The 19,648-nt window shown below is 71.8% G+C and carries 19 protein-coding genes and 1 rRNA gene; 5 read left to right on the plus strand and 15 right to left on the minus strand.

Annotated features, from left to right (window positions below; genetic code table 11):
• Window positions 1-106 precede the first annotated feature (106 nt).
• Together hemB and ACWC9R_RS30800 are read right to left on the minus strand one after the other, a co-directional pair.
• On the minus strand, window positions 107-1,096 hold the full coding sequence (gene hemB, locus ACWC9R_RS30795) for a porphobilinogen synthase (RefSeq protein ID WP_450736418.1): 990 nt from the start codon (window positions 1,094-1,096) through the stop codon (window positions 107-109).
• Window positions 1,097-1,241: 145 nt separating this feature from the next.
• On the minus strand, window positions 1,242-2,189 hold the full coding sequence (locus ACWC9R_RS30800) for a MerR family transcriptional regulator (RefSeq protein ID WP_450736420.1): 948 nt from the start codon (window positions 2,187-2,189) through the stop codon (window positions 1,242-1,244).
• A 99-nt stretch (window positions 2,190-2,288) separates the two neighbouring features.
• Here ACWC9R_RS30800 and ACWC9R_RS30805 point away from each other — a divergent pair, with 99 nt between their 5' ends.
• Entirely contained in the window at window positions 2,289-3,080 is a 792-nt protein-coding gene (locus ACWC9R_RS30805) for an alpha/beta fold hydrolase (RefSeq protein WP_450736422.1), read from the plus strand.
• A gap of 88 nt (window positions 3,081-3,168) precedes the next feature.
• Here ACWC9R_RS30805 and ACWC9R_RS30810 read toward each other — a convergent pair whose 3' ends face one another.
• Genes ACWC9R_RS30810 through ACWC9R_RS30825 form a run of 4 tightly spaced genes read right to left on the minus strand, consistent with a single transcriptional unit; the run spans window position 3,169 to window position 7,974 of the window.
• Window positions 3,169-4,818 carry a uroporphyrinogen-III synthase gene (locus ACWC9R_RS30810; RefSeq protein WP_450736424.1) on the minus strand — a complete coding sequence of 550 codons (1,650 nt, stop codon included), beginning with the start codon at window positions 4,816-4,818 and terminating at the stop codon, window positions 3,169-3,171.
• On the minus strand, window positions 4,815-5,843 hold the full coding sequence (gene hemC, locus ACWC9R_RS30815) for a hydroxymethylbilane synthase (RefSeq protein ID WP_450736426.1): 1,029 nt from the start codon (window positions 5,841-5,843) through the stop codon (window positions 4,815-4,817). Before hemC ends, ACWC9R_RS30810 begins: the two co-directional genes overlap by 4 nt.
• A complete protein-coding gene (locus tag ACWC9R_RS30820) occupies window positions 5,840-7,207 on the minus strand; it encodes a glutamyl-tRNA reductase (protein ID WP_450736428.1) in 1,368 nt (455 codons plus the stop codon). The genes hemC and ACWC9R_RS30820 overlap by 4 nt, the downstream gene beginning before the upstream one ends.
• Complete coding sequence (locus ACWC9R_RS30825; protein WP_362609089.1) at window positions 7,204-7,974, minus strand: redox-sensing transcriptional repressor Rex; 771 nt, start codon at window positions 7,972-7,974, stop codon at window positions 7,204-7,206. The genes ACWC9R_RS30820 and ACWC9R_RS30825 overlap by 4 nt, the downstream gene beginning before the upstream one ends.
• A 331-nt stretch (window positions 7,975-8,305) precedes the next feature.
• On the opposite strand from ACWC9R_RS30825, the gene ACWC9R_RS30830 reads away from it, so the two are divergent.
• The 4 genes from ACWC9R_RS30830 (at window position 8,306) to ACWC9R_RS30845 (ending at window position 12,459) form a co-directional block, all read left to right on the plus strand.
• Entirely contained in the window at window positions 8,306-8,584 is a 279-nt protein-coding gene (locus ACWC9R_RS30830) for a glutaredoxin family protein (RefSeq protein WP_026169869.1), read from the plus strand.
• Between the two features lie 332 nt (window positions 8,585-8,916).
• Window positions 8,917-9,858, plus strand: coding sequence for an HAD family hydrolase (locus ACWC9R_RS30835; protein WP_362609151.1), 942 nt, complete (start codon window positions 8,917-8,919; stop codon window positions 9,856-9,858).
• A gap of 330 nt (window positions 9,859-10,188) precedes the next feature.
• Window positions 10,189-10,974 carry an ECF subfamily RNA polymerase sigma factor, BldN family gene (locus ACWC9R_RS30840; protein ID WP_450736430.1) on the plus strand — a complete coding sequence of 262 codons (786 nt, stop codon included), beginning with the start codon at window positions 10,189-10,191 and terminating at the stop codon, window positions 10,972-10,974.
• A gap of 276 nt (window positions 10,975-11,250) precedes the next feature.
• Window positions 11,251-12,459, plus strand: coding sequence for a DUF5667 domain-containing protein (locus tag ACWC9R_RS30845; protein ID WP_450736432.1), 1,209 nt, complete (start codon window positions 11,251-11,253; stop codon window positions 12,457-12,459).
• A gap of 49 nt (window positions 12,460-12,508) precedes the next feature.
• Here ACWC9R_RS30845 and ACWC9R_RS30850 read toward each other — a convergent pair whose 3' ends face one another.
• The 9 genes from ACWC9R_RS30850 to rrf all read right to left on the minus strand — a co-directional run.
• The gene (locus ACWC9R_RS30850) at window positions 12,509-13,504 is read right to left on the minus strand and encodes a lysophospholipid acyltransferase family protein (RefSeq protein WP_450736433.1); all 996 of its coding nucleotides are present in this window, start codon (window positions 13,502-13,504) and stop codon (window positions 12,509-12,511) included.
• 14 nt (window positions 13,505-13,518) lie between these two features.
• On the minus strand, window positions 13,519-14,568 hold the full coding sequence (locus ACWC9R_RS30855) for an NAD-dependent epimerase/dehydratase family protein (RefSeq protein ID WP_362609083.1): 1,050 nt from the start codon (window positions 14,566-14,568) through the stop codon (window positions 13,519-13,521).
• A 198-nt stretch (window positions 14,569-14,766) separates the two neighbouring features.
• Entirely contained in the window at window positions 14,767-14,865 is a 99-nt protein-coding gene (locus ACWC9R_RS30860; RefSeq protein WP_003948845.1) for a 30S ribosomal protein bS22, read from the minus strand.
• Window positions 14,866-14,985: 120 nt separating this feature from the next.
• Window positions 14,986-15,195, minus strand: a complete 210-nt coding sequence (locus ACWC9R_RS30865; RefSeq protein ID WP_006604741.1) for a helix-turn-helix domain-containing protein — start codon at window positions 15,193-15,195, stop codon at window positions 14,986-14,988.
• A 128-nt stretch (window positions 15,196-15,323) separates the two neighbouring features.
• Window positions 15,324-16,139 (minus strand): phosphatase, encoded by an 816-nt coding sequence (locus tag ACWC9R_RS30870; RefSeq protein WP_450736435.1) that lies wholly within the window; start codon window positions 16,137-16,139, stop codon window positions 15,324-15,326.
• A 196-nt stretch (window positions 16,140-16,335) separates the two neighbouring features.
• Window positions 16,336-17,511, minus strand: coding sequence for an acetoin utilization protein AcuC (locus ACWC9R_RS30875; RefSeq protein WP_450736437.1), 1,176 nt, complete (start codon window positions 17,509-17,511; stop codon window positions 16,336-16,338).
• On the minus strand, window positions 17,480-18,718 hold the full coding sequence (locus tag ACWC9R_RS30880) for an MFS transporter (protein WP_450736439.1): 1,239 nt from the start codon (window positions 18,716-18,718) through the stop codon (window positions 17,480-17,482). Before ACWC9R_RS30880 ends, ACWC9R_RS30875 begins: the two co-directional genes overlap by 32 nt.
• Before the next feature lie 93 nt (window positions 18,719-18,811).
• Entirely contained in the window at window positions 18,812-19,480 is a 669-nt protein-coding gene (locus tag ACWC9R_RS30885) for an HAD family hydrolase (protein ID WP_450736440.1), read from the minus strand.
• 77 nt (window positions 19,481-19,557) lie between these two features.
• Window positions 19,558-19,648, minus strand: a 5S ribosomal RNA gene (rrf, locus tag ACWC9R_RS30890); the annotation flags it as partial.

Below are 19,648 nucleotides of genomic sequence, written 5' to 3' on the forward strand. Positions count from 1 at the left end.
TGCGTGCCCGGAACCAGGCGGACAAAACGTCACCGTCCCACAGCAAAGCTCCCGCCCCCGGATACCGGGGACGGGAGCAGCGGCGCCATACGGGCCCGCCGGGGTCTCACAGCCCCCGCGCGACCTCCGTGGCCCAGTACGTGAGGATCATGTTCGCCCCGGCCCGCTTGATGCCGGTCAGCGTCTCCAGGATCGCCTTGTCCCGGTCGATCCAGCCCTTCTCGGCGGCCGCCTCGATCATCGCGTACTCACCGGAGATCTGGTACGCGGCGACCGGTACGTCCGTCTCGTCCGCGATCTTCGCCAGCACGTCGAGGTAGGGCAGCGCCGGCTTGACCATCACCATGTCGGCGCCCTCCTCCAGGTCGAGCGCCAGCTCGCGCAGCGACTCGCGGAGGTTGGCCGGGTCCTGCTGGTAGGTCTTGCGGTCGCCCGTGAGGGACGACCCGACGGCCTCCCGGAACGGCCCGTAGAACGCCGAGGTGTACTTGGCGGTGTACGCGAGGATCGACACGTCCTCGTGGCCGGTCTGGTCGAGCGCGTCCCGGATGACGCCGATCTGGCCGTCCATCATCCCGCTGGGGCCCACGACATGGACGCCCGCGTCGGCCTGGACCTGCGCCATCTCGGCGTAGCGCTCCAGCGTCGCGTCGTTGTCGACCCGGCCGTCGGCGTCCAGGACACCGCAGTGCCCGTGGTCGGTGTACTCGTCCAGGCACAGGTCGGACATGACGACGAGCGCGTCGCCGACCTCGGACCGCACCGCGCGGATGGCCTGCTGGAGGATGCCGTCGGGGTCGGTGCCCGCCGTGCCGAGGGCGTCCTTCTTCGCGTCCTCGGGCACCCCGAAGAGCATGATCCCGGCGACCCCGGCCACCGCCGCCTCGGCGGCGGCCTTGCGCAGGGTGTCGAGGGTGTGCTGGACGACACCCGGCATGGCGGAGATCGGCACCGGCGCGCTGACCCCTTCCCGGACGAACGCCGGGAGGATCAGGTCCGCCGGATGCAGCCGGTGCTCCGCGACCATCCGCCGCATGGCGGGGGTCGTGCGCAGGCGCCGCGGCCGCGCCCCTGGGAAGCTTCCGTACTTCGTCATACCGAACACGCTACGCCCGCTTTGTGCCTGCCTTTGCCGACGGCCCGTCGGAGGGGCCGGGTCCGGCGGCAGCCCGCCCCCGGCAGTCCCGGCAGCGCCCCGGCTCCCGGCCCGGGGCCGGCCTCCGCCCCACACCGGCCCTCTCCTAGGCGACCTGCGCGTCCAGGGCGGCGCGGAGCCAGTCGTCCGTGGCGCCGATGGTCGGCTGCCGGGAGGCGGCGGGGAGTTCGCCGACGAGTTGCCAGTAGCGGTCGATGAGGGGATGCGCGAGCTGCCCCAGCTGGACGCTGAGTTGGCGGCGGAAGGCGGGGGTGTCCCGTGTGTGGTGCAGGCCGGCGTGGGCGGCGACGAAGCAGTCGAGGGCTTCGCCCGCGTGCGGGGGCCGGTGGGCTCGTACGTCCGCCACGGCGAGCGCGCAGGCCTCGACCAGCCCCTCGTAGAGGACGGCGGGGCGGCAGGCCTCGTCGGGGGTCCGGCGGGTGAGGCGGCGGAGGTTGATGTCGACGACGCGGCGGTCGGTGGCGACGGCGTGAAGCCGGGCGAAGACCAGCACCTCGGACGGGGTCGGGTCGGCGGGGGGCTGCGGCACCGCCGCTTCGAGCACCGTGGAGAGCAGGCGGGCCGGGAGCCGCGCGGGGAGTACGTGCCGCCAGAAGCGGGCCAGGGCGTCCGTGTCGGGCGGGATGTTCACGGCACCGATCAGGCGCAGGCGGTCGGCGCGTTCCCCGGGGGTGCAGTCGCGGAGAAGGTGCAGGGCGGCCTCCCGCCAGCGCAGGGCGGACAGTTGTGTGCCGAGTTCCCGGAGCTGCCCCGCGACGGCGTCCTCCAGGACGTCCGCCGCGCCCGGCGTGTCCTCCTGGGCGACGATCCGGTCGACCTGCGGCAGGGGCAGGTCGAGGGTGCGCAGCGAACGGATCAGGCGGAGCCGGTCCAGGGCCCCGGGGCCGTACCGGCGGTGGCCCCCGGTGCTGCGGGTGGCCTCGGGCAGCAGGCCGCGGTCCGAGTAGAAGCGGACGGTCTTGACGGTGACGCCTGCCTGCTCGGCGAGTTCGCCGATGCTCCACATGCCGTCAGGGGACGCGGGCGCGGTCATGCCTTGAACCTCCCTCAGGGGGAGTTCCTACGGTAGCGGCATGCGCGGCCGGGTCAACGGGGGTCCGGCCGCGCGGCCGAGCTGTGCGAGGAGGCGTTGATGACGGCGTATGTGCTGGTGGCGGGCGGTCATATGGGCGGCTGGCTGTGGCGGGACGTGGTGGACCGGCTGCGGGAGCGGGGAGCCGAGGCCCACGCGGCGACGCTCACGGGCATGGGCGACCGCCGCCATCTGGTGGTCCCGGAAACGGACTTGGAGACACACATCGAGGATCTGGTGCAGCTCATCGATCACGTGGAGGCGCCGGAGGTGGTGCTCGTCGCCCACTGCTCCGGCAGCTTCCCGGCGCTGGGCGCCGCCGACCGCCGCCCGGAACGGGTGTCCCGGATCGTGTACGTGTCGGCGCCCCTGCCGCTGGACGGCTTCTCGGTGCACGGCCAGGTGGAGGAGTTCGAGCCCGACCCTGCGGTCCGCGACGGGTGGCGGCGACGGGCCGAACTGGCCGAGGACGGCTGGCGGATTCTCCCGCCGTCACCCGCCGACGTGCAGGCCTGGAACAGCGTCGCAGGCGTCCCCGCGGACGCGCTGGCCCGGCTCGTCCGCCTGGCCGCGCCGCAGCCGCTCGGAACGCTCACCCAGCCGCTCCGGCTGTCGGGGGCCGCTGCCAAACTGCCGACGAGCGGCGTCTTCTGTACCGGCACGGGGATGAACATCGCCATGGTCGAGTCCCTGGTGCGGTCGGGGGAACCGCGCTTCCAGGTGCTCACCGAGCCTCAGGTGGGCTTCTTCGAACTCGACACCGGGCACTGGCCGATGCTCTCCGTCCCGGACGAACTCGCCGGGGTGCTGCTGCGGGCCGCCGCGGGTGAAGGGCAGCGGGTGACCGCGTAGTCCGCCCGGCGAGGGCGGGTGGCCGCCCGCCCTCGCACAAAGGGCGCCCCCGGAGGGGCGCCCTTTGTGCCGTTCCTGCTGCGACCGCTCAGCTACGGGCCCGCCGCCGCGACCCCGGCCGCCGCTCGCTCGGCCGCGTGACCGGGTCCCCGGCCTCGACGGCGGCATCGCGGCGCGCCGCGCCGAAGTCCGCGAGCGCCTCGGCCAGCTTGTGCACCGACGGCTCGGGCGACATCACGTCCACCCGCAGTCCGTGCTCCTCGGCGGTCTTGGCGGTGGCCGGCCCGATACAGGCGATGACCGTCACGTTGTGCGGCTTGCCCGCGATACCGACCAGGTTCCGCACGGTGCTCGACGACGTGAACAGCACCGCGTCGAAGCCGCCGCCCTTGATCGCCTCACGGGTCTCGGCCGGCGGCGGCGAGGCGCGCACGGTCCGGTAGGCGGTGACGTCGTCGACCTCCCAGCCCAGCTCGATCAGCCCGGCGACCAGGGTCTCGGTGGCGATGTCGGCGCGCGGCAGGAAGACCCGGTCGATCGGGTCGAAGACCGCGTCGTAGGGCGGCCAGTCCTCCAGCAGGCCGGCGGCCGACTGCTCGCCGCTCGGCACCAGGTCGGGCTTCACACCGAAGGCGACCAGCGCCTTGGCGGTCTGCTCGCCGACCGCTGCGACCTTGATCCCGGCGAAGGCGCGGGCGTCCAGGCCGTATTCCTCGAACTTCTCCCGGACGGCCTTGACGGCGTTGACCGAGGTGAAGGCGATCCACTCGTAGCGGCCGGTGACCAGGCCCTTGACCGCGCGTTCCATCTGCTGCGGGGTGCGCGGCGGCTCGACGGCGATGGTCGGGACCTCGTGCGGCACCGCGCCGTACGAGACGAGCTGGTCGGAGAGCGACGCGGCCTGTTCCTTCGTCCGCGGCACGAGCACCCGCCACCCGAAGAGCGGCTTGGACTCGAACCACGAAAGGCGGTCGCGCTGCGCTGCGGCGCATCGCTCACCGACCACGGCTATGACCGGCTGGCCGCCGTCCGGCGACGGCAGCACCTTGGCGGCCTTGAGCACCTGGGCGACCGACCCGAGGGTGGCGGTCCAGGTGCGCTGGCGGGTGGTGGTGCCGGCGACGGTGACGGTCAGCGGGGTGTCCGGCTTGCGGCCGGCCGACACCAGCTCGCCGGCGGCCGCGGCCACCGAGTCGAGGGAGGTGGAGACGACGGCGGTGGCGTCACTGGCACCCACCTCGGACCAGCATCGCGCGTCGGCGGTGCGGGCGTCGATGAAGCGGACGTCGGTGCCCTCCGCGTCCCGCAGCGGGACACCGGCGTACGCGGGCACGCCGACGGCCGCGGCGATACCGGGCACGACCTCGAAGACGATGCCTTCGGCGGCGCAGGCCAGCATCTCCTCGGCGACATAGCCGTCGAGGCCGGGGTCCCCGGTAACGGCACGGACGACCCGCTTGCCCGCACGGGCGGCCGTCATGACAAGATTGGCGGTGTCCCTAAGGGCAGGCACATCCGCGGGGATTGACGCCTCGTCAGCTGATGCCTGGAGTGGTGTGTCCACCTGTGCGCGGGCATGCACGCGCACGACGTCCAGCACCTGCGGGTCAGCGATCAGTACGTCCGCGGAGGCCAGCGCCTCCACGGCACGCAGCGTCAGCAGACCCGGGTCTCCCGGCCCGGCACCCAGGAAGGTGACCTGACCGGAGGCGGAGTGGTTTGGGGCGGTGGGGTTCAAAGTGCTCGCTCCCCCATAAGACCGGCCGCACCCTTGGCGAGCATCTCGGCGGCGAGTTCACGACCCATGTTCAGCGGGGTCGACACGTCGTCGGGAGAGGCGGGTACGTGCCCGGTGGTGGACAGTTGCACCAGCGTGCTGCCGTCGGTCGTGCCGACGACACCGCGCAGATGCAATTCGGTGACAGCCTGCTCATCGGCCTTGGGGCCTCCCCTGCTCGAACGAAGTCGAGAGCTCGGGGAAAGGTCGGCCAGTGCTCCGACGGGTGCGGAACAGCCGGCCTCCAGGGCGGCGAGCAGGGAGCGCTCGGCGGTCACGGCGGCCCGGGTGTCCGGGTCGTCGAGCTCGGCGAGCCGGGCGGCGAGGTCCACGTTGACCGCGGCACACTCGATCGCCAGTGCCCCCTGGCCGGGGGCGGGCAAAACCACGTCGGGCGACAGCAGCTGCGTCGCCTCGTCGATCCGGCCGATGCGGGTGAGCCCGGCGGCGGCCAGTACGACCGCGTCCAGTTCCCCCTTCTCGACGAAGCCGATGCGGGTGTCGATGTTCCCCCGTATCGGCACGGTCTCCACACGCCGGCCCAGCGACCTGGCCCAGGCGTTGAGCTGCGCCATCCGCCTGGGCGAGCCGGTGCCGATACGGGCCACCCGGTCCTCGTCGGCGGTCAGCTGCTCGAAGGTGAGCCCGTCCCTGGCGATCAGCGCGTCCCGGGGGTCTTCCCGTACGGGTATCGCGGCCAGGGTCAGCTCGCCGGGCTGCGTGGTGGGCAGGTCCTTGAGCGAGTGGACGGCGAAGTCGATCTCCCCGGCGAGCAGCGCGTCGCGCAGCGCGGAGACGAACACACCGGTGCCGCCGATCTGCGCGAGGTGCTCACGGGAGGTGTCGCCGTAGGTGGTGATCTCCACGAGGTCGACGGGGCGGCCCGTCAGCTCGCGCACCGCCTCGGCGACCTGCCCGGACTGGGCCATGGCGAGCTTGCTGCGCCGCGTGCCCAGCCGCAGTGCTCTCGTCGTGCTGTCGGTCATGCCCGCTCCCGTGCATCGTGCCTGTCGGCGCGCGTGTCGGCCCGGCTGACGGCGGCGACCGTCTGGGGGTCGAGGTCGAAGAGTTCCCGCAGGGCGTCCGCGTACCCGGCGCCGCCGGGCTCGCTGGCCAGCTGCTTGACCCGGACGGTGGGCGCGTGCAGGAGTTTGTCGACGACGCGGCGCACGGTCTGGGTGATCTCGGCGCGCTGCTTGTCGTCCAGGTCGGGAAGGCGGCCGTCGAGCCGGGTGATCTCACCGGCGACGACATCCGCTGCCATGGTGCGCAGGGCGACCACGGTGGGGGTGATGTGCGCGGCCCGCTGGGCGGCGCCGAACGCGGCGACCTCGTCGGAGACGATGCCGCGCACCTTGTCCACGTCGGCCGCCATCGGTGCGTCCGCGGACGCGTCGGCCAGCGACTCGATGTCGACGAGGTGCGCGCCCTCGATCCGGTGCACCGCGGCATCTATGTCCCGCGGCATGGCGAGGTCGAGCAGCGCCAGCGGCGCCTCGCGCCCGTCGCGCGCGGCGGCGACCAACTCGCCCGCCAGGACGAGGCCGGTCGCGCCGGTACAGGACACCACGATGTCGGCGAGCGCCAGCTCCTCCGGGACGGCGGTCATCGCCACCGAGCGGGCGGCGACCCCGTTCGCGGCACCGGGCCCGCCCGGCTCGGTGAGGATCTGCACGAGCCGCTCGGCGCGCTCGACGGTGCGGTTGGCGACCGCCAGCTCGCCGACACCGGCCCGTACGAGGGTGGTGGCGGCCAGCGACGACATCGAACCGGCGCCGATGACCAGCGCCCGCTTGCCGCGCGCCCAGTCCTCGACGTCCCGGCCGGCCGCGAGCTGCTCCAGCCCGAAGGTGACCAGCGACTGGCCGGCCTTGTCGATGCCGGTCTCGCTGTGGGCGCGCTTGCCCACCCGCAGGGCCTGCTGGAACAGGTCGTTCAGCAGCCGGCCCGCGGTGTGCTGCTCCTGGGCGACGGCCAGCGCGTCCTTGATCTGCCCGAGGATCTGGCCCTCGCCGACGACCATCGAGTCCAGGCCGCAGGCCACCGAGAAGAGGTGGTGGACCGCCCGGTCCTCGTAGTGGACGTAGAGATAAGGGGTCAGCTCCTCCAGGCCGGCGCCGCTGTGCCGGGCCAGCAGGGAGGACAGCTCGGCGACTCCGGCGTGGAACTTGTCCACGTCGGCGTAGAGCTCGATGCGGTTGCAGGTGGAGAGCACCGCGGACTCGGTGACCGGCTCGGCCGACACCGTGTCCTGCAGCAGCTTGCCGCGCGCCTCCGGGGCGAGCGCGGCCCGCTCCAGCACGCTCACCGGCGCGCTGCGATGGCTCAGTCCGACGACCAGGAGTGTCATGCCGGCATCACGGCGGGCATGTCCCCGTCAGGTCCCTTGCGGTCGTCCGCGACCGCGGCGGCGGCGCGCGCGGCCGCCGACCCCTCGCCGCCGGACCCGACCTCCTCGCCGGCCTTCCGCTGCTCGTGGAAGGCGAGGATCTGCAGCTCTATCGACAGGTCGACCTTGCGCACGTCCACACCGTCGGGCACGGTCAGCACGGTCGGCGCGAAGTTGAGGATCGAGGTGACACCGGCCGCGACCAGGCGCTCACAGACCTGCTGGGCGGCCCCGGCGGGCGTGGCGATGACGCCGATCGAGACGCCGTTGCTCTCGATGATGTGCTCCAGCTCATCGGTGTGCTGGACCGCGATGCCCGCGACGGGCTTGCCCGCCATGGCCGGGTCCGCGTCGATCAGCGCGGCGACGCGGAAGCCACGCGAGGCGAAGCCGCCGTAGTTGGCGAGCGCGGCGCCGAGGTTACCGATACCGACGATGACGACCGGCCAGTCCTGGGTCAGCCCCAGTTCACGCGAGATCTGGTAGACGAGGTACTCCACGTCGTAGCCGACGCCGCGGGTCCCGTACGAGCCGAGGTAGGAGAAGTCCTTGCGCAGCTTGGCGGAATTGACCCCCGCCGCGGCCGCGAGCTCCTCGGAGGAGACCGTGGGTACCGAACGCTCGGAGAGCGCGGTCAGTGCACGCAGATACAGCGGAAGCCGGGCGACGGTGGCCTCGGGAATCCCTCGGCTTCGGGTCGCCGGTCGGTGAGTTCGGCCAGTTGCCACGGTGCTCCTGCGGGTAGAGCGGGGCTGCGGGCGGCCGTATGGAACCCGACCGCCCTGTCTTCTGCAGGCTATGTCTTTGTGAACGCGTGCACAAAGATGGTGTCCGGTTTGTCCGCCCAAAGTGACCGGGGTCACGCGGGTATTACAGGCCTCCGCGGAACCAACTCCCACGTCACACCGTTCACTCGCGCCACCGGTCAGACGGGGCGGCAGCGACGGGAGCACACGCCCTCACTCCTTTGGCCATACCCCCGGATGCCTACAAATCGCCCAACGATGGTAGTCGAACCGGGCCGCACCGGGCACCGTCGCGACCCGGCACAATGACTGCATGGCCCCCTTGTTCAGCCGCAGCCCCCGCAAGAGCCCCGCCGACCGGATGGTCACCCTCGTCGGCAAGCCGGGCTGCCACCTCTGCGACGACGCCCAGGCCGTGATCGAGAAGGTCTGCGCCGAGACCGGCGCGTCGTGGGAGAAGAAGGACATCACCGAGGACCCCGAGCTGCACCGCAAGTACTGGGAGCAGATTCCGGTCATCCTCGTCGACGGCGCCCAGCACGACTTCTGGCGCGTCGACCCGAAACGCCTGCGCACGGCCCTGGGCGCCTGACCCCGGCCATACGTCCCTGGGCGCCCGAGCCCGCCCGTACACCCCTGGGCGCCCGAGCCCGGCCGTACGCCCCTGGGCGCCGAGCCCGGCCCCCATCCCACCACCGCCCCACCACCCCACCCGGGGAATACCCCTTCCCCCCGCCACGTTGTGGCCCGAAGGGGCCCACGCCTCCCCTACGGGAAGTGTTCGCCCCCCACCTAGGGCCCCACGGAGCTGGCCGTAATGCACCCTTCCCCCTCTTCGGGCCTCGCTGACACGCGCCCGTAACCGGCTGCACCGAACAAACTGGCTACGCTGTCGGCATGTCGCCCGCTCGCCGAACCGGCTGGATGCCCTCCGGGGCGCTCTTCGACCTGGGCTGGCTCCCGCGCCGCCGACGTCCCGCCACGGCCCGCAGCGTGCTGGCCGGGGAGGCCGCGGCCGAGGCCGCCCGCAAGTCCTCCCAGGAGGCACCGCCCGTCGAGGAGACGCCGGCGGAGCCCGAATTCCCGGTCGTCGGGGACACCGCGGCCGCCGCGTTCTTCGACCTGGACAACACCGTCATGCAGGGCGCCGCGCTCTTCCACTTCGGCCGCGGCCTGTACAAGCGGCGCTTCTTCCACAAGCGCGACCTGGCCCGCTTCGCCTGGCAGCAGGTCTACTTCCGGCTGGCCGGCTCGGAGAACCCCGAGCACATGGCGGACGTCCGCAACAGCGCGCTGTCCATCGTCCAGGGCCACCGCGTCGCCGAGCTGATGTCCATCGGCGAGGAGATCTACGACGAGTACATGGCCGAGCGGGTCTGGCCCGGCACCCGCGCCCTGGCCCAGGCGCACCTCGACGCCGGCCAGAAGGTCTGGCTGGTGACCGCGGCCCCGGTCGAGACCGCGACCATCATCGCCCGCCGGCTCGGCCTGACCGGCGCGCTGGGCACCGTCGCCGAGTCCGTCGGCGGGGTCTACACGGGCAAGCTGGTCGGCGAGCCGCTGCACGGCCCGGCCAAGGCCGAGGCGGTCCGCGCCCTGGCCGCCGGCGAGGGCCTGGACCTGTCGCACTGCGCCGCCTACAGCGACTCCGCCAACGACATCCCGATGCTCTCGCTCGTCGGGCACCCGTACGCGATCAACCCCGACAGCCGGCTGCGCAAGCACGCCCGGGAGCAGGGCTGGCGGCTGCGCGACTACCGCACCGGCCGGAAAGCGGCCAAGATCGGCATCCCCGCCGCTGCCGGGGTCGGGGCCCTCGCCGGCGGCGCCGCGGCCGCCGTCGCGCTCCAGCGCCGACGCCGCTGACCAGGTCTGATCACCCCGCCGACCGGACGGCCATCCCCCCTCCCTACCCCCTTCGCCGTCCCGTCAGTCCCGCGGCTGTCGGCCAGCCACAACACGCCTTCCAACCAGGCAGATTGCGTTCCCTTCCGATCAATAGTTGCTCAGTAATCGATACTGAATCTGCCACCAACCCGGCACGGACCGTAACTAATCGATGATTTGAGCAACTGGGTGTAGCGCTGCCTGTACGAAGCGTTATTCTCCTCAGACGCAATCCGGAACCCACACGTCCCTACGACGAGTGAACGGTCCCGCACTGCACGTGATGGAAGCTCTGCCTCTGGGAGTCCCGTGTACCCACACGTCGGGGTTGACGCCTCGGGCCTGGCTACGCTGCGTACGACACTCGTCGACCACCTGCGCAGTTTTGTCCCCACCGCGTACGCCGTCCCCGCATTCGCCTCAGCCGTCCCCACCGCCGGACCCTGCTACGCCCTGGCCGACGGGAGCGCTGCGGTCGGCAAGGCCGCCGGCAGAACCCGCCGCTCGGGCTCCGGCACGACCACCGCCCGCCGCCCCGCCGACAGCGACAGCCGTCGCATGATGGACCTGGTCGAACGCGCCCAGGCCGGCGAGGCCGAGGCCTTCGGCCGCCTCTACGACCAGTACGCCGACACGGTCTACCGCTACATCTACTACCGCGTGGGCGGCCGCGCCACGGCCGAGGACCTCACCAGCGAGACCTTTCTGCGCGCCCTGCGCCGCATCGGCACGTTCACCTGGCAGGGCCGTGACTTCGGCGCCTGGCTGGTGACCATCGCCCGCAACCTCGTCGCCGACCACTTCAAGTCCTCCCGCTTCCGCCTGGAAGTCACCACCGGAGAGATGCTCGACGCCAACGAGGTCGAGCGCAGCCCCGAGGAATCGGTCCTCGAGTCCCTCTCCAACGCCGCCCTGCTGGAGGCGGTACGCAAGCTCAACCCCCAACAGCAGGAGTGCGTCACGCTGCGCTTCCTGCAGGGCCTCTCGGTCGCCGAGACCGCCCGCGTCATGGGCAAGAACGAGGGCGCGATCAAGACCCTCCAGTACCGCGCGGTCCGCACCCTCGCGCGGCTGCTCCCCGAAGACGCCCGCTGACCCACCCCCTGTCCACATGGGCCGACGACCAGTCCCACGCCGTCATACGCTCACTCTTGGTGACCTCCCGTACCCGGTCGGTCAGATCATCGTGAGTGCGTAACCCGAGTGCCGCGCCGCTCGTTGTGCGGGATGCAGGCTCCATGCGGTCACGCCATGCCCGCTGCCTCTCACTCGTTCGAGTGGCCGCGGACAGGGCGTGCAACCCTCCGGTCCATCTGGACAGTCAAAGCCAGTCCGGGGAGTCGAGCGGGATGACGAGAGGAGGTGCCGCCCGTGATCGCAAATGTCTCGGTGCACCGGCGGGCCAACGCCTTCGCCCAGGCCCTGGAGGAGCAGGTCCTCGAGGGCGCGGCGGCCGAGGACCAGGTCGAGCCGGCGCAAGCGCCGGGCGAAGCACGGCTGTTGGCGGTCGCCGACGGCCTCGGGAGACTCCCGGGGCCGGAGATGGCCACCGAGGTCAAGACTGTCCAGCGCGCCCAGCTCATCGCTGCGATGGAGGCCGCCTTCGCCGAAGGCGCTCCGTCCGACGGTGCCAGGGTGCCCGAGCAGCGCGAACACAAGGGCGCGCACCGCGCCACCAAATCGATCGGCCGACTGCGCCCGCGCTCCCGCCTCTCCAAGGGGCTGGCGGCCGGCGGGCTGACGGTCGGCGTCGCCGCCGGCGCCTTCAGCGGGGTCGCGGCGGCCAGCTCCGACGCCCTCCCCGGCGACTCCCTCTACGGCCTCAAGCGGGGCATGGAGGATCTCCGGCTGGGTATGGCCGACGACGACTCCGACCGCGGGCAGCTCCTGCTGGACCAGGCCTCCACCCGCATGATGGAGGTCCGCCGGCTGATGGAGCGCGCCCGGCTCGCCGATCTCGACCATGAGTCGCTCGGTGAGATCCGCAAGGCGCTCTCCGGTATCCGGCACGACGCGGGCGAGGGCCACCGCCTGCTGCACGCGGCCTATGAACGCGACGGCTCGCTCGGCCCCATCCAGGCGCTGAACTCCTTCACCCGGTCCCATCGCGGCACCTGGTCGCATCTGCGCGACAGGCTCCCGGTGCAGCTCACGGACGTCCGGGACGAGGTCAGTTCGGTCTTCGACGCCATGGACAAGGAGGTCGGTCCGCTCCGTTCGCTGCTGCCGCCCACCCCGGACAGCAAGCGCCACCACCGCGAGAGGCACGCCTCCGGGGGCACCGGCTCCGGCTCCGAGGACCGCCCGGCGCCGTCCGGCAGCAAGTCCGCCCACGGCAAGCACCGCAGCGGTTCGCACGCCCCGCGTCCGTCGGCCTCGCCGTCCCAGGAGGACGGCCTGCTCGGCGGCAACACCGGCGGGCTGCTCGACCCGCCGTCCAAGGGCAGCAGCCCGTCACCGCACGACCGGGGCCACGGACGGGGCAAGGACACCGGCGGCCAGCCCGATGTCACCCTCCCGCCGCTGATCCCGGGGCTGCTTCCCGGCCTGGGCATCGACGGCGAGGACCTCCCGAAGTAGCGGAGCGGTCCCCGGCACCGACGCGCTCGGTGTTCTTCTGGTCCTTCCCTCAGAAGAACACCGAGCGTCGCTGTACCAGCAGCTTGTAGAGGGTGTGCTGAATCGTTTCCCGTACCTGATCGGTCAGGTTGAACATCAGCATCGGATCGTCCGCCGCCTCCGGCGGATAGCCGGCCGTCGGGATCGGCTCGCCGAACTGGATCGTCCACTTCGTCGGCAGCGGCACCGCACCCAGCGGCCCCAGCCACGGGAAGGTCGGCGTGACCGGGAAGTACGGCAGCCCCAGCACCCGCGCCAGCGTCTTGGAGTTCCCGATCATCGGGTAGATCTCCTCGGCGCCCACGATCGAGCACGGCACGATCGGCACCCCGGCCTTCAGCGCCGTCGAGACGAAGCCGCCCCGCCCGAAGCGCTGGAGCTTGTAGCGGTCCGCGAAGGGCTTGCCGATGCCCTTGAAGCCCTCCGGCATCACCCCGACGATCTCACCGCGCTCCAGCAGCCGCTGGGCGTCCTCCGCGCAGGCGAGGGTGTGTCCGGCCTTGCGTGCCAGTTCGTTTATCACCGGCAGGACGAACACCAAGTCGGCGGCCAGCAGCCGGAGATGACGCTGCGCAGGGTGGTTGTCGTGCACCCCGACCTGCAGCATCAGGCCGTCCAGCGGCAGCGTCCCGGAGTGGTTGGCGACGATCAGCGCGCCGCCGTTGGAGGGGATGTTCTCGATCCCCTTCACCTCGACCCGGAAGTACTTCTCGTAGAAGGGCCGCAGCAGCGACATCAGGACCTGGTCGGTCAGTTCCTCGTCGTACCCGAAGTCGTCGACCTCGTAGTCGCCGGTGATCCGCCGCCGCAGAAAGGCCAGCCCGCCCGCGATCCGCTCGTCCAGGGACCGCCCGGGGCTCTGCTTCGGGGGCGCCGCCGGCGGGTGCTCGGTCCGTGCCTCCGGTACGGGCGCCAGCGGCGCACCGCCTCCCCCGCGCCCGGCCCGCCTGGCCTTCCTGCGCGCCCGGGGCTCCTCGCCGAAGGGAATGACCTTGGCGTCCGCCATCGTGGATGAACTCCTCACTGGGTCGGGCCGCTGCGTGCGGGCAGCACGTGGGCGAGCCGGTCGACGGTGCGGGCGAGGGACTCGGGCGGCAGCAGCCCGGGTCCGCGGCTGCGGGCGAATTCCGCGAAGGTCTCCGCCGTCGTGTACTTCGGGTGGAACCCCAGTGTCTCGCGCATCTGTGTCGTCTCGACGACCCGGCCGTGCGTGAGCAGCCGGATCTGCTCCGGCGAGAAGTCCGTGATGCCGATCGACCGCAGCGCCGTACCGGCCCAGGTGACGGTCGGCAGCAGCAGCGGGACGGTGGGCCGCCCCAGCCGCCGGGAGGTCTGCGAGAGCAGCAGCACCCCGTCTCCGGCGATGTTGAACGTGCCGCTGTTGAGCGTGCCGCGGCGGGGTGCGGCGGCGGCGATCCGCAGCACGTCGAGGGCGTCGTCCTCGTGGACGAACTGCAGCCGCGGGTCGTAGCCGAGGACGGTGGGCCACACGGGCAGCGAGAAGTACTCGGCGAGCGGGGAGTCCGCGCACGGCCCGAGGATGTTGGCGTAGCGCAGCACACACACCGCCACGTCCGGGCGGCGGCGGGCGAAGCCGCGTACGTACCCCTCGACCTCGACGATGTCCTTGGCGAAGCCGCCGCTGGGCAGCGACTTCGGTGTGGTGGTCTCGGTGAAGACGGCGGGGTCCCGGGGCGCGGAGCCGTAGACGCTGGTGCTGGACTTGATGACCAGCCGCTGCACGTTCGGGGCCTTCTGGCAGGCGCCGAGCAGCTGCATCGTCCCGATGACGTTGGTTTCCTTCACCGAGGCGCGGCCGCCGCGCTTGCCCAGCGGCGTGCCGTTGATGTCCATGTGGACGACGGTGTCGACGCCCGTCTCGGCCAGGACCCTGGCAATGGCCGGATGCCGGATATCGGCTCTGAGGAATTCGGCGCCGCCCAGATGGTGCTCCGGTGGCACGGCGTCGACCCCGATCACCCGGTCGACGTCGGGGTCGCGCTGGAGACGGCGGACGAACCGGCCGCCCAATTGCCGTGCGACTCCCGTGACGAGCACGACCTTGCCCAAGATCAGCCCTTCCTTCCCGCCGCGACCGCGCCTGGTCGGGGTATGCGGACCACGCTATCGGGTCGGTGTTGCGCAGTGATGACCGCAGGATGCCCGTGGCCGCATTTCCGTCGGACCACCGTCCATACGGCCCACAACGCACCGCGGCCCCCCATCGCACAAGGCGATGGGGGGCCGCGAATTCGCGATCAGCGTCGCTTACTTCTTGTTACGACGCTGAACACGGGTGCGCTTGAGCAGCTTGCGGTGCTTCTTCTTCGCCATCCGCTTGCGCCGCTTCTTGATAACAGAGCCCACGACTACCCTCGCTCACTTCGAATCACTCGGTGCGGGGCGTCCGAGCCCACACTACCTACATCGGGCCAGCCTACCCGGCGCCGGGCGAACGGCGTAATCCGAGGGTCGGTGACGGACGCGTCAGGCTGATTCCACCCCCACAAAGGACTCCCGGAGGTAGTCGTGAACCGCCTGCTCCGGAACCCGGAATGACCTCCCCACGCGAATCGCGGGCAGATGACCGCTGTGCACCAGGCGGTACACAGTCATCTTCGACACTCGCATCACCGTGGCGACTTCCGCCACTGTCAGGAACACGACCTCGTTCAGAGGCCTCTGGTCTGCCGCCATGTCACACCTGCACCTTCCGCATAAGACGGACACCGGCTTCCCCTCCGGTGACTCTTCGTCGCTATGCGCTCACTCCCCAGATTAGGGGCGGGTGATGCGAGTGGGGAAGAGGAGCAGCGAACAGCCGCCTAACGTGACAGACCCGCATGATTGATGACGTAACGGGCCAGCGGCCGATAATCCTCGGCCCGCACGGCGTCATCGAGCGGCACCACCACGGACACCCGCCCCTCGGCCTGGCCGACGAACGGCGCCGGGTCGTCCGTGTCCGCCAGCCCGATCGCCTCAAAGCCCAGCTGACCTGCCCCGCAGACCCAACCGTGGTCCCCGATCACCAGCGCCGGCAGCGGCCCGGGAACGTCCGCGGCGGCCGCCAGAGCGGTCCGTACCGGGAGCGGGGAATGGGTGTGTACGCCCCCGGCCCCGGGCGCGCCCCACACGCCGGGTTCTCGCATCAGCGCGACTCCCCGTACGTAGGTGAGAGTGCAGGGACGTACCCCGAACCGGGTCGCTATGTCGACACGGGCGCCATACGCCGGGGTGAGGACGGGGCAGCCCGCCGCCGAGAGGGCGTCTGCGAGGGCGGCGTAGAACTCCAGCAGCCGGTGCGGATGGCCGGTGCCGAGCAGCACCGGTGCCCGGCGGCCGGCCGCCGCGGCGACCCGTTCGGCGAACCCGTCCAGCGCGGCGAGCGTACGGTCCGGGTCGATCACATCAGGGCCGGAACTGTGCGCGGGATCGGCCGAAACCCCGCACTTCCGCCCCATCAGTCGCAGTACTTCACCGAGCGGCCAGTCCCGTTCGGGGTCCAGCCCCAGCAGCGCCCTGGGGTCGCGTGCCGCGAAGAGCCGGTAGCGCGCCAGGCTCTTCTCCCGCGTGGTCGCGATCGTGCCCGCGAGCCGCGCCTCGATCAGGTGCGCCCGCAGCGCCCCGGTTCCCAACACGCGTCCCATACTGTCCGGTTGGTCGGCCTACGGTTGCCCTGACCGACGGGTAGTCACACATCCGTGGGGCGCGGCGCCGGACCCAGCCGTACGGAGCGGTGGACGGCCCGGAGGGCGAGCTCGCGGGGACCAGGCACCTGGAGCGCTTCCGGGGCGCCGTAACGGCGTTACAGGGGCAGGACGGGGGACCGGAGTCCTACGGCAGCAGGCCGTGCGCCGGGAAGACCGCCCGGCGGGTCGCCAGCACCGCCTGGTCCAGCCGGTCGGCCGGGTCGTAGCCGTCGTCGACGAAGTCCCGCCACTGCGGCGTACGGCCGTCCGTCATCCGGTGCGGCGCCAACTGCCGGGTCCGGCGGAACACTTCGTGCCGCCAGGGCTCCGGCACCATCGTGGTCGGCTCGATCGGCCGGCCCGCCGCGATCGCGACCAGATGCGTCCAGCTGCGCGGCACCACGTCCACCACCGCGTAGCCGCCCCCACCGAGCGCGACCCACCGGCCGTCCGCGTGCTCGTGCGCCAGGTCGTGGCAGGCCTCCGCCACGGCCCGCTGGGCGTCCAGACTGACCGCGAGATGCGCCAGCGGGTCCTCGAAGTGGGTGTCGGCGCCGTGCTGCGTCACGATCACCTGCGGCCGGAAGGCCCCCAGCAGCTCCGGGACCACGGCGTGGAACGCCCGCAGCCAGCCCTCGTCCCCGGTGCCGGCCGGCAGCGCCACATTCGCCGCGCTGCCCTCCGCGCCCGCCCCGCCGGTCTCCTCCGGCCAGCCGGTCTGCGGGAAGAGCGTCCGGGGATGCTCGTGCAGCGAGATCGTCAGGACCCGCGGGTCCTCCCAGAACGCCGCCTGCACCCCGTCGCCGTGGTGGACGTCCACATCCACGTACGCGACCCGTTCGGCGCCGAGCTCCAGCAGCCGGGCGATCGCCAGCGACGCGTCGTTGTAGATGCAGAAGCCGGCCGCCCCGCCCGGCATCGCGTGGTGCAGCCCGCCGGCGAAGTTCACCGCGTGCGCCGCGTCGCCGCGCCACACGGCCTCCGCCGCACCCACCGACTGCCCGGCGATCAGCGCGGACGCCTCATGCATCCGTACGAACGCCGGATCGTCCGCCGTCCCCAGCCCGTACGACAGATCCGCGGCCGCCGGGTCCGCCGAGGCCCTGCGCACCGCCGCGATGTAGTCCTCGCGATGCACCAGCCGCAGGGTGGAGTCGCCGGCCGGCTTGGCCGCGACCACCTCCAGCGGCCCGCGGTCCAGCTCGAACGCCTCCACCAAACGCATGGTCAGCGCGAGCCGGACCGGGTCCATCGGATGCCCGGACCCGAAGTCGTAGCCCGTTACTGCCTCATCCCACATCAGCTGTGCGCGGCCGCTCATGTCCGTCACCGTATCGGGCCTCCGGCGCGCCGAACGAGCGGGCGTACACCAGCGTCACCAGGACAAGGACCATCGGTACGAGCATGGCCCCCCGGTAGCTCCAGATCTCACCGAGCGCGCCGACCAGCGGAGAGCCGATCAGGAAGCCCACGTAGTTGAAGAGGTTCAGCCGCGCCACGGCCCGGTCCGCGGCCTCGGGGCCCTGCTTCTCGAAGGCCAGCCGCCCCGCCGCAGCGAACGTCTGGGGCACGATCACACAGAGCCCGAGCCCCAGCAGCGTGAACCCCGCCATCCCCGTCCACGCCCCCGGAGCCGCCGCCACCACCGCGAAACCGCCCGCCGCGAGCACCGCCCCGGTCCGCACCACCGCGACCGCCCCGAAGCGCCGCACCCCCAGGTCCCCGACCGCCCGCCCGAGCAGCGTGGTGACCATGTAGACGTTGTACGGAACGGTGGCGAGCTGCTCGGAGCTCCCCAGGACGTCCTGCAGATACTTCGCGCTCCAGTTGGAGACGGTCGAGTCCCCGATGTACGCGAACGCCATCACCAGACACAGCGGCACCAACAGCCGCATCGCGAGGGGCACCACGGCCCCCGTGGGCCCCTCCCCGCTCCCGTCCGGAGCCCGCCGGTCCTGGTCCACGAACCACCGGCCCGCGATCAGCCCCAGCGGCACCAGGACGGCCACGACCGGCCCGTAGAGCAGCGCGAGCGACAGCCTCCCGTGCGCACCCGCCCAGGCCAGCGAGGCGCCCACGATGCCGCCCAGGCTGTAGGTCGCGTGGAACCCGAGCATGATGCTCCGCCCGTACGCCCGCTGCAGGCTCACCCCGAGCATGTTCATCGAGGCGTCCAGCGCCCCCACCGACAGCCCGAACACGGCCAGCGCCACCGCGACCTGCGCCATCGAGCCGACCGACCCGACCGCCGCCAGCGCCAGACACACCACCGGCTGCACCGCGCGCAGTACCCGGCCGGGCCGCACCCGCTTCACCAGCTGCTCGGTGACGACGCTGCCGGCCCCCGCGAGCACGGGCACCGCCGCCAGGAACACCGGCAACAGACCGTCCGAGATCCCGTAGCGGTTCTGGATCGCGGGTATTCGGGTCACGAGGAGGGCGAAGACCGCGCCCTGGATGAAGAAGCTCAGGGCCAGCGAGGCCCGACCGTGCCGCAGCTGCGCTCCTGGTACCCGAGGGGCCGTCATGGCCGCTCAGCGTAGAACTCCCCACTACCACTGGGTAGATGGATCACAGCACCGATTCCACGGGGCGTCTGCCGGGGTGGCGAGGCCGGTGCCCTACTGCAACAGCGCCGGCAGCTCCGCCATACGGGCGAACAGCGCGGTGGCCCCGGCCTCCGTCAGCCTCTCCGGCGGCGTCATCGCCGTGAAACCGTAGACGTCCATCCCCGCCGCGACCGCGGCCCGCACCCCCAGCGGACTGTCCTCGACCACCGCACACCGTTCCGGGGCCACCCCCATCTCCCGTGCCGCATGCAGGAAGAGATCCGGCGCCGGCTTCCCCCGCCCCACGTCCTGCGAGGAGAAGACCCGCTCTCCGGCACCGCCGCCGGCCCCCGCGAACCGCTCCCACAGCCCGGTCTTCGTCAACGCCACCCGAATACGCTCATGGCTCCCCGACGACCCGACGCAGTACGGCACCCCGTCCGCGGCCAGCTTCTCCAGCACCTCGCCCACGCCCGCCACGGGCTCCAGACTCCTGCGGAACTCCTCGAAGACCCGGGCATGAAAGTTCTCGTCGAACCCGGCCGGCAGGCGCTTCCCGGACCGCCGCAGCACGCTCTCATGAATCCGGTGCATCGCACCGCCCATGTAGTCGCGCAGCGAATCCTCGTAGCTGGTGGGATGACCCGATGCGGTGAGGTGGTCGGCAAGTATCCGATTGGAGATCGGCTCGCTGTCCACCAGGACACCATCGTTATCGAAAATGATCAGGCCATAGCGCATACCCAAGAGCCTAATGACCTGCCCGGAAACGCGAAAAAGCCCCGCACCATAAGGTGCGGGGCTTCCCCACAAAGATTGTTCGGCGGCGTCCTACTCTCCCACAGGGTCCCCCCTGCAGTACCATCGGCGCTGAAAGGCTTAGCTTCCGGGTTCGGAATGTAACCGGGC

It is taken from the genome of Streptomyces sp. NPDC001219, assembly GCF_053597915.1.

Bases quoted from the DNA above. Each gene is read 5' to 3' on its own strand.
- hemB (WP_450736418.1), bottom strand. From the start codon at position 1,096: ATGACGAAGTACGGAAGCTTCCCAGGGGCGCGGCCGCGGCGCCTGCGC.
- ACWC9R_RS30800 (WP_450736420.1), bottom strand. From the start codon at position 2,189: ATGACCGCGCCCGCGTCCCCTGACGGCATGTGGAGCATCGGCGAACTC.
- ACWC9R_RS30805 (WP_450736422.1), top strand. From the start codon at position 2,289: ATGACGGCGTATGTGCTGGTGGCGGGCGGTCATATGGGCGGCTGGCTG.
- hemC (WP_450736426.1), bottom strand. From the start codon at position 5,843: ATGACCGACAGCACGACGAGAGCACTGCGGCTGGGCACGCGGCGCAGC.
- ACWC9R_RS30820 (WP_450736428.1), bottom strand. From the start codon at position 7,207: ATGACACTCCTGGTCGTCGGACTGAGCCATCGCAGCGCGCCGGTGAGC.
- ACWC9R_RS30830 (WP_026169869.1), top strand. From the start codon at position 8,306: ATGGCCCCCTTGTTCAGCCGCAGCCCCCGCAAGAGCCCCGCCGACCGG.
- ACWC9R_RS30835 (WP_362609151.1), top strand. From the start codon at position 8,917: ATGCCCTCCGGGGCGCTCTTCGACCTGGGCTGGCTCCCGCGCCGCCGA.
- ACWC9R_RS30850 (WP_450736433.1), bottom strand. From the start codon at position 13,504: ATGGCGGACGCCAAGGTCATTCCCTTCGGCGAGGAGCCCCGGGCGCGC.
- ACWC9R_RS30865 (WP_006604741.1), bottom strand. From the start codon at position 15,195: ATGGCGGCAGACCAGAGGCCTCTGAACGAGGTCGTGTTCCTGACAGTG.
- ACWC9R_RS30875 (WP_450736437.1), bottom strand. From the start codon at position 17,511: ATGAGCGGCCGCGCACAGCTGATGTGGGATGAGGCAGTAACGGGCTAC.
- ACWC9R_RS30880 (WP_450736439.1), bottom strand. From the start codon at position 18,718: ATGACGGCCCCTCGGGTACCAGGAGCGCAGCTGCGGCACGGTCGGGCC.
- ACWC9R_RS30885 (WP_450736440.1), bottom strand. From the start codon at position 19,480: ATGCGCTATGGCCTGATCATTTTCGATAACGATGGTGTCCTGGTGGAC.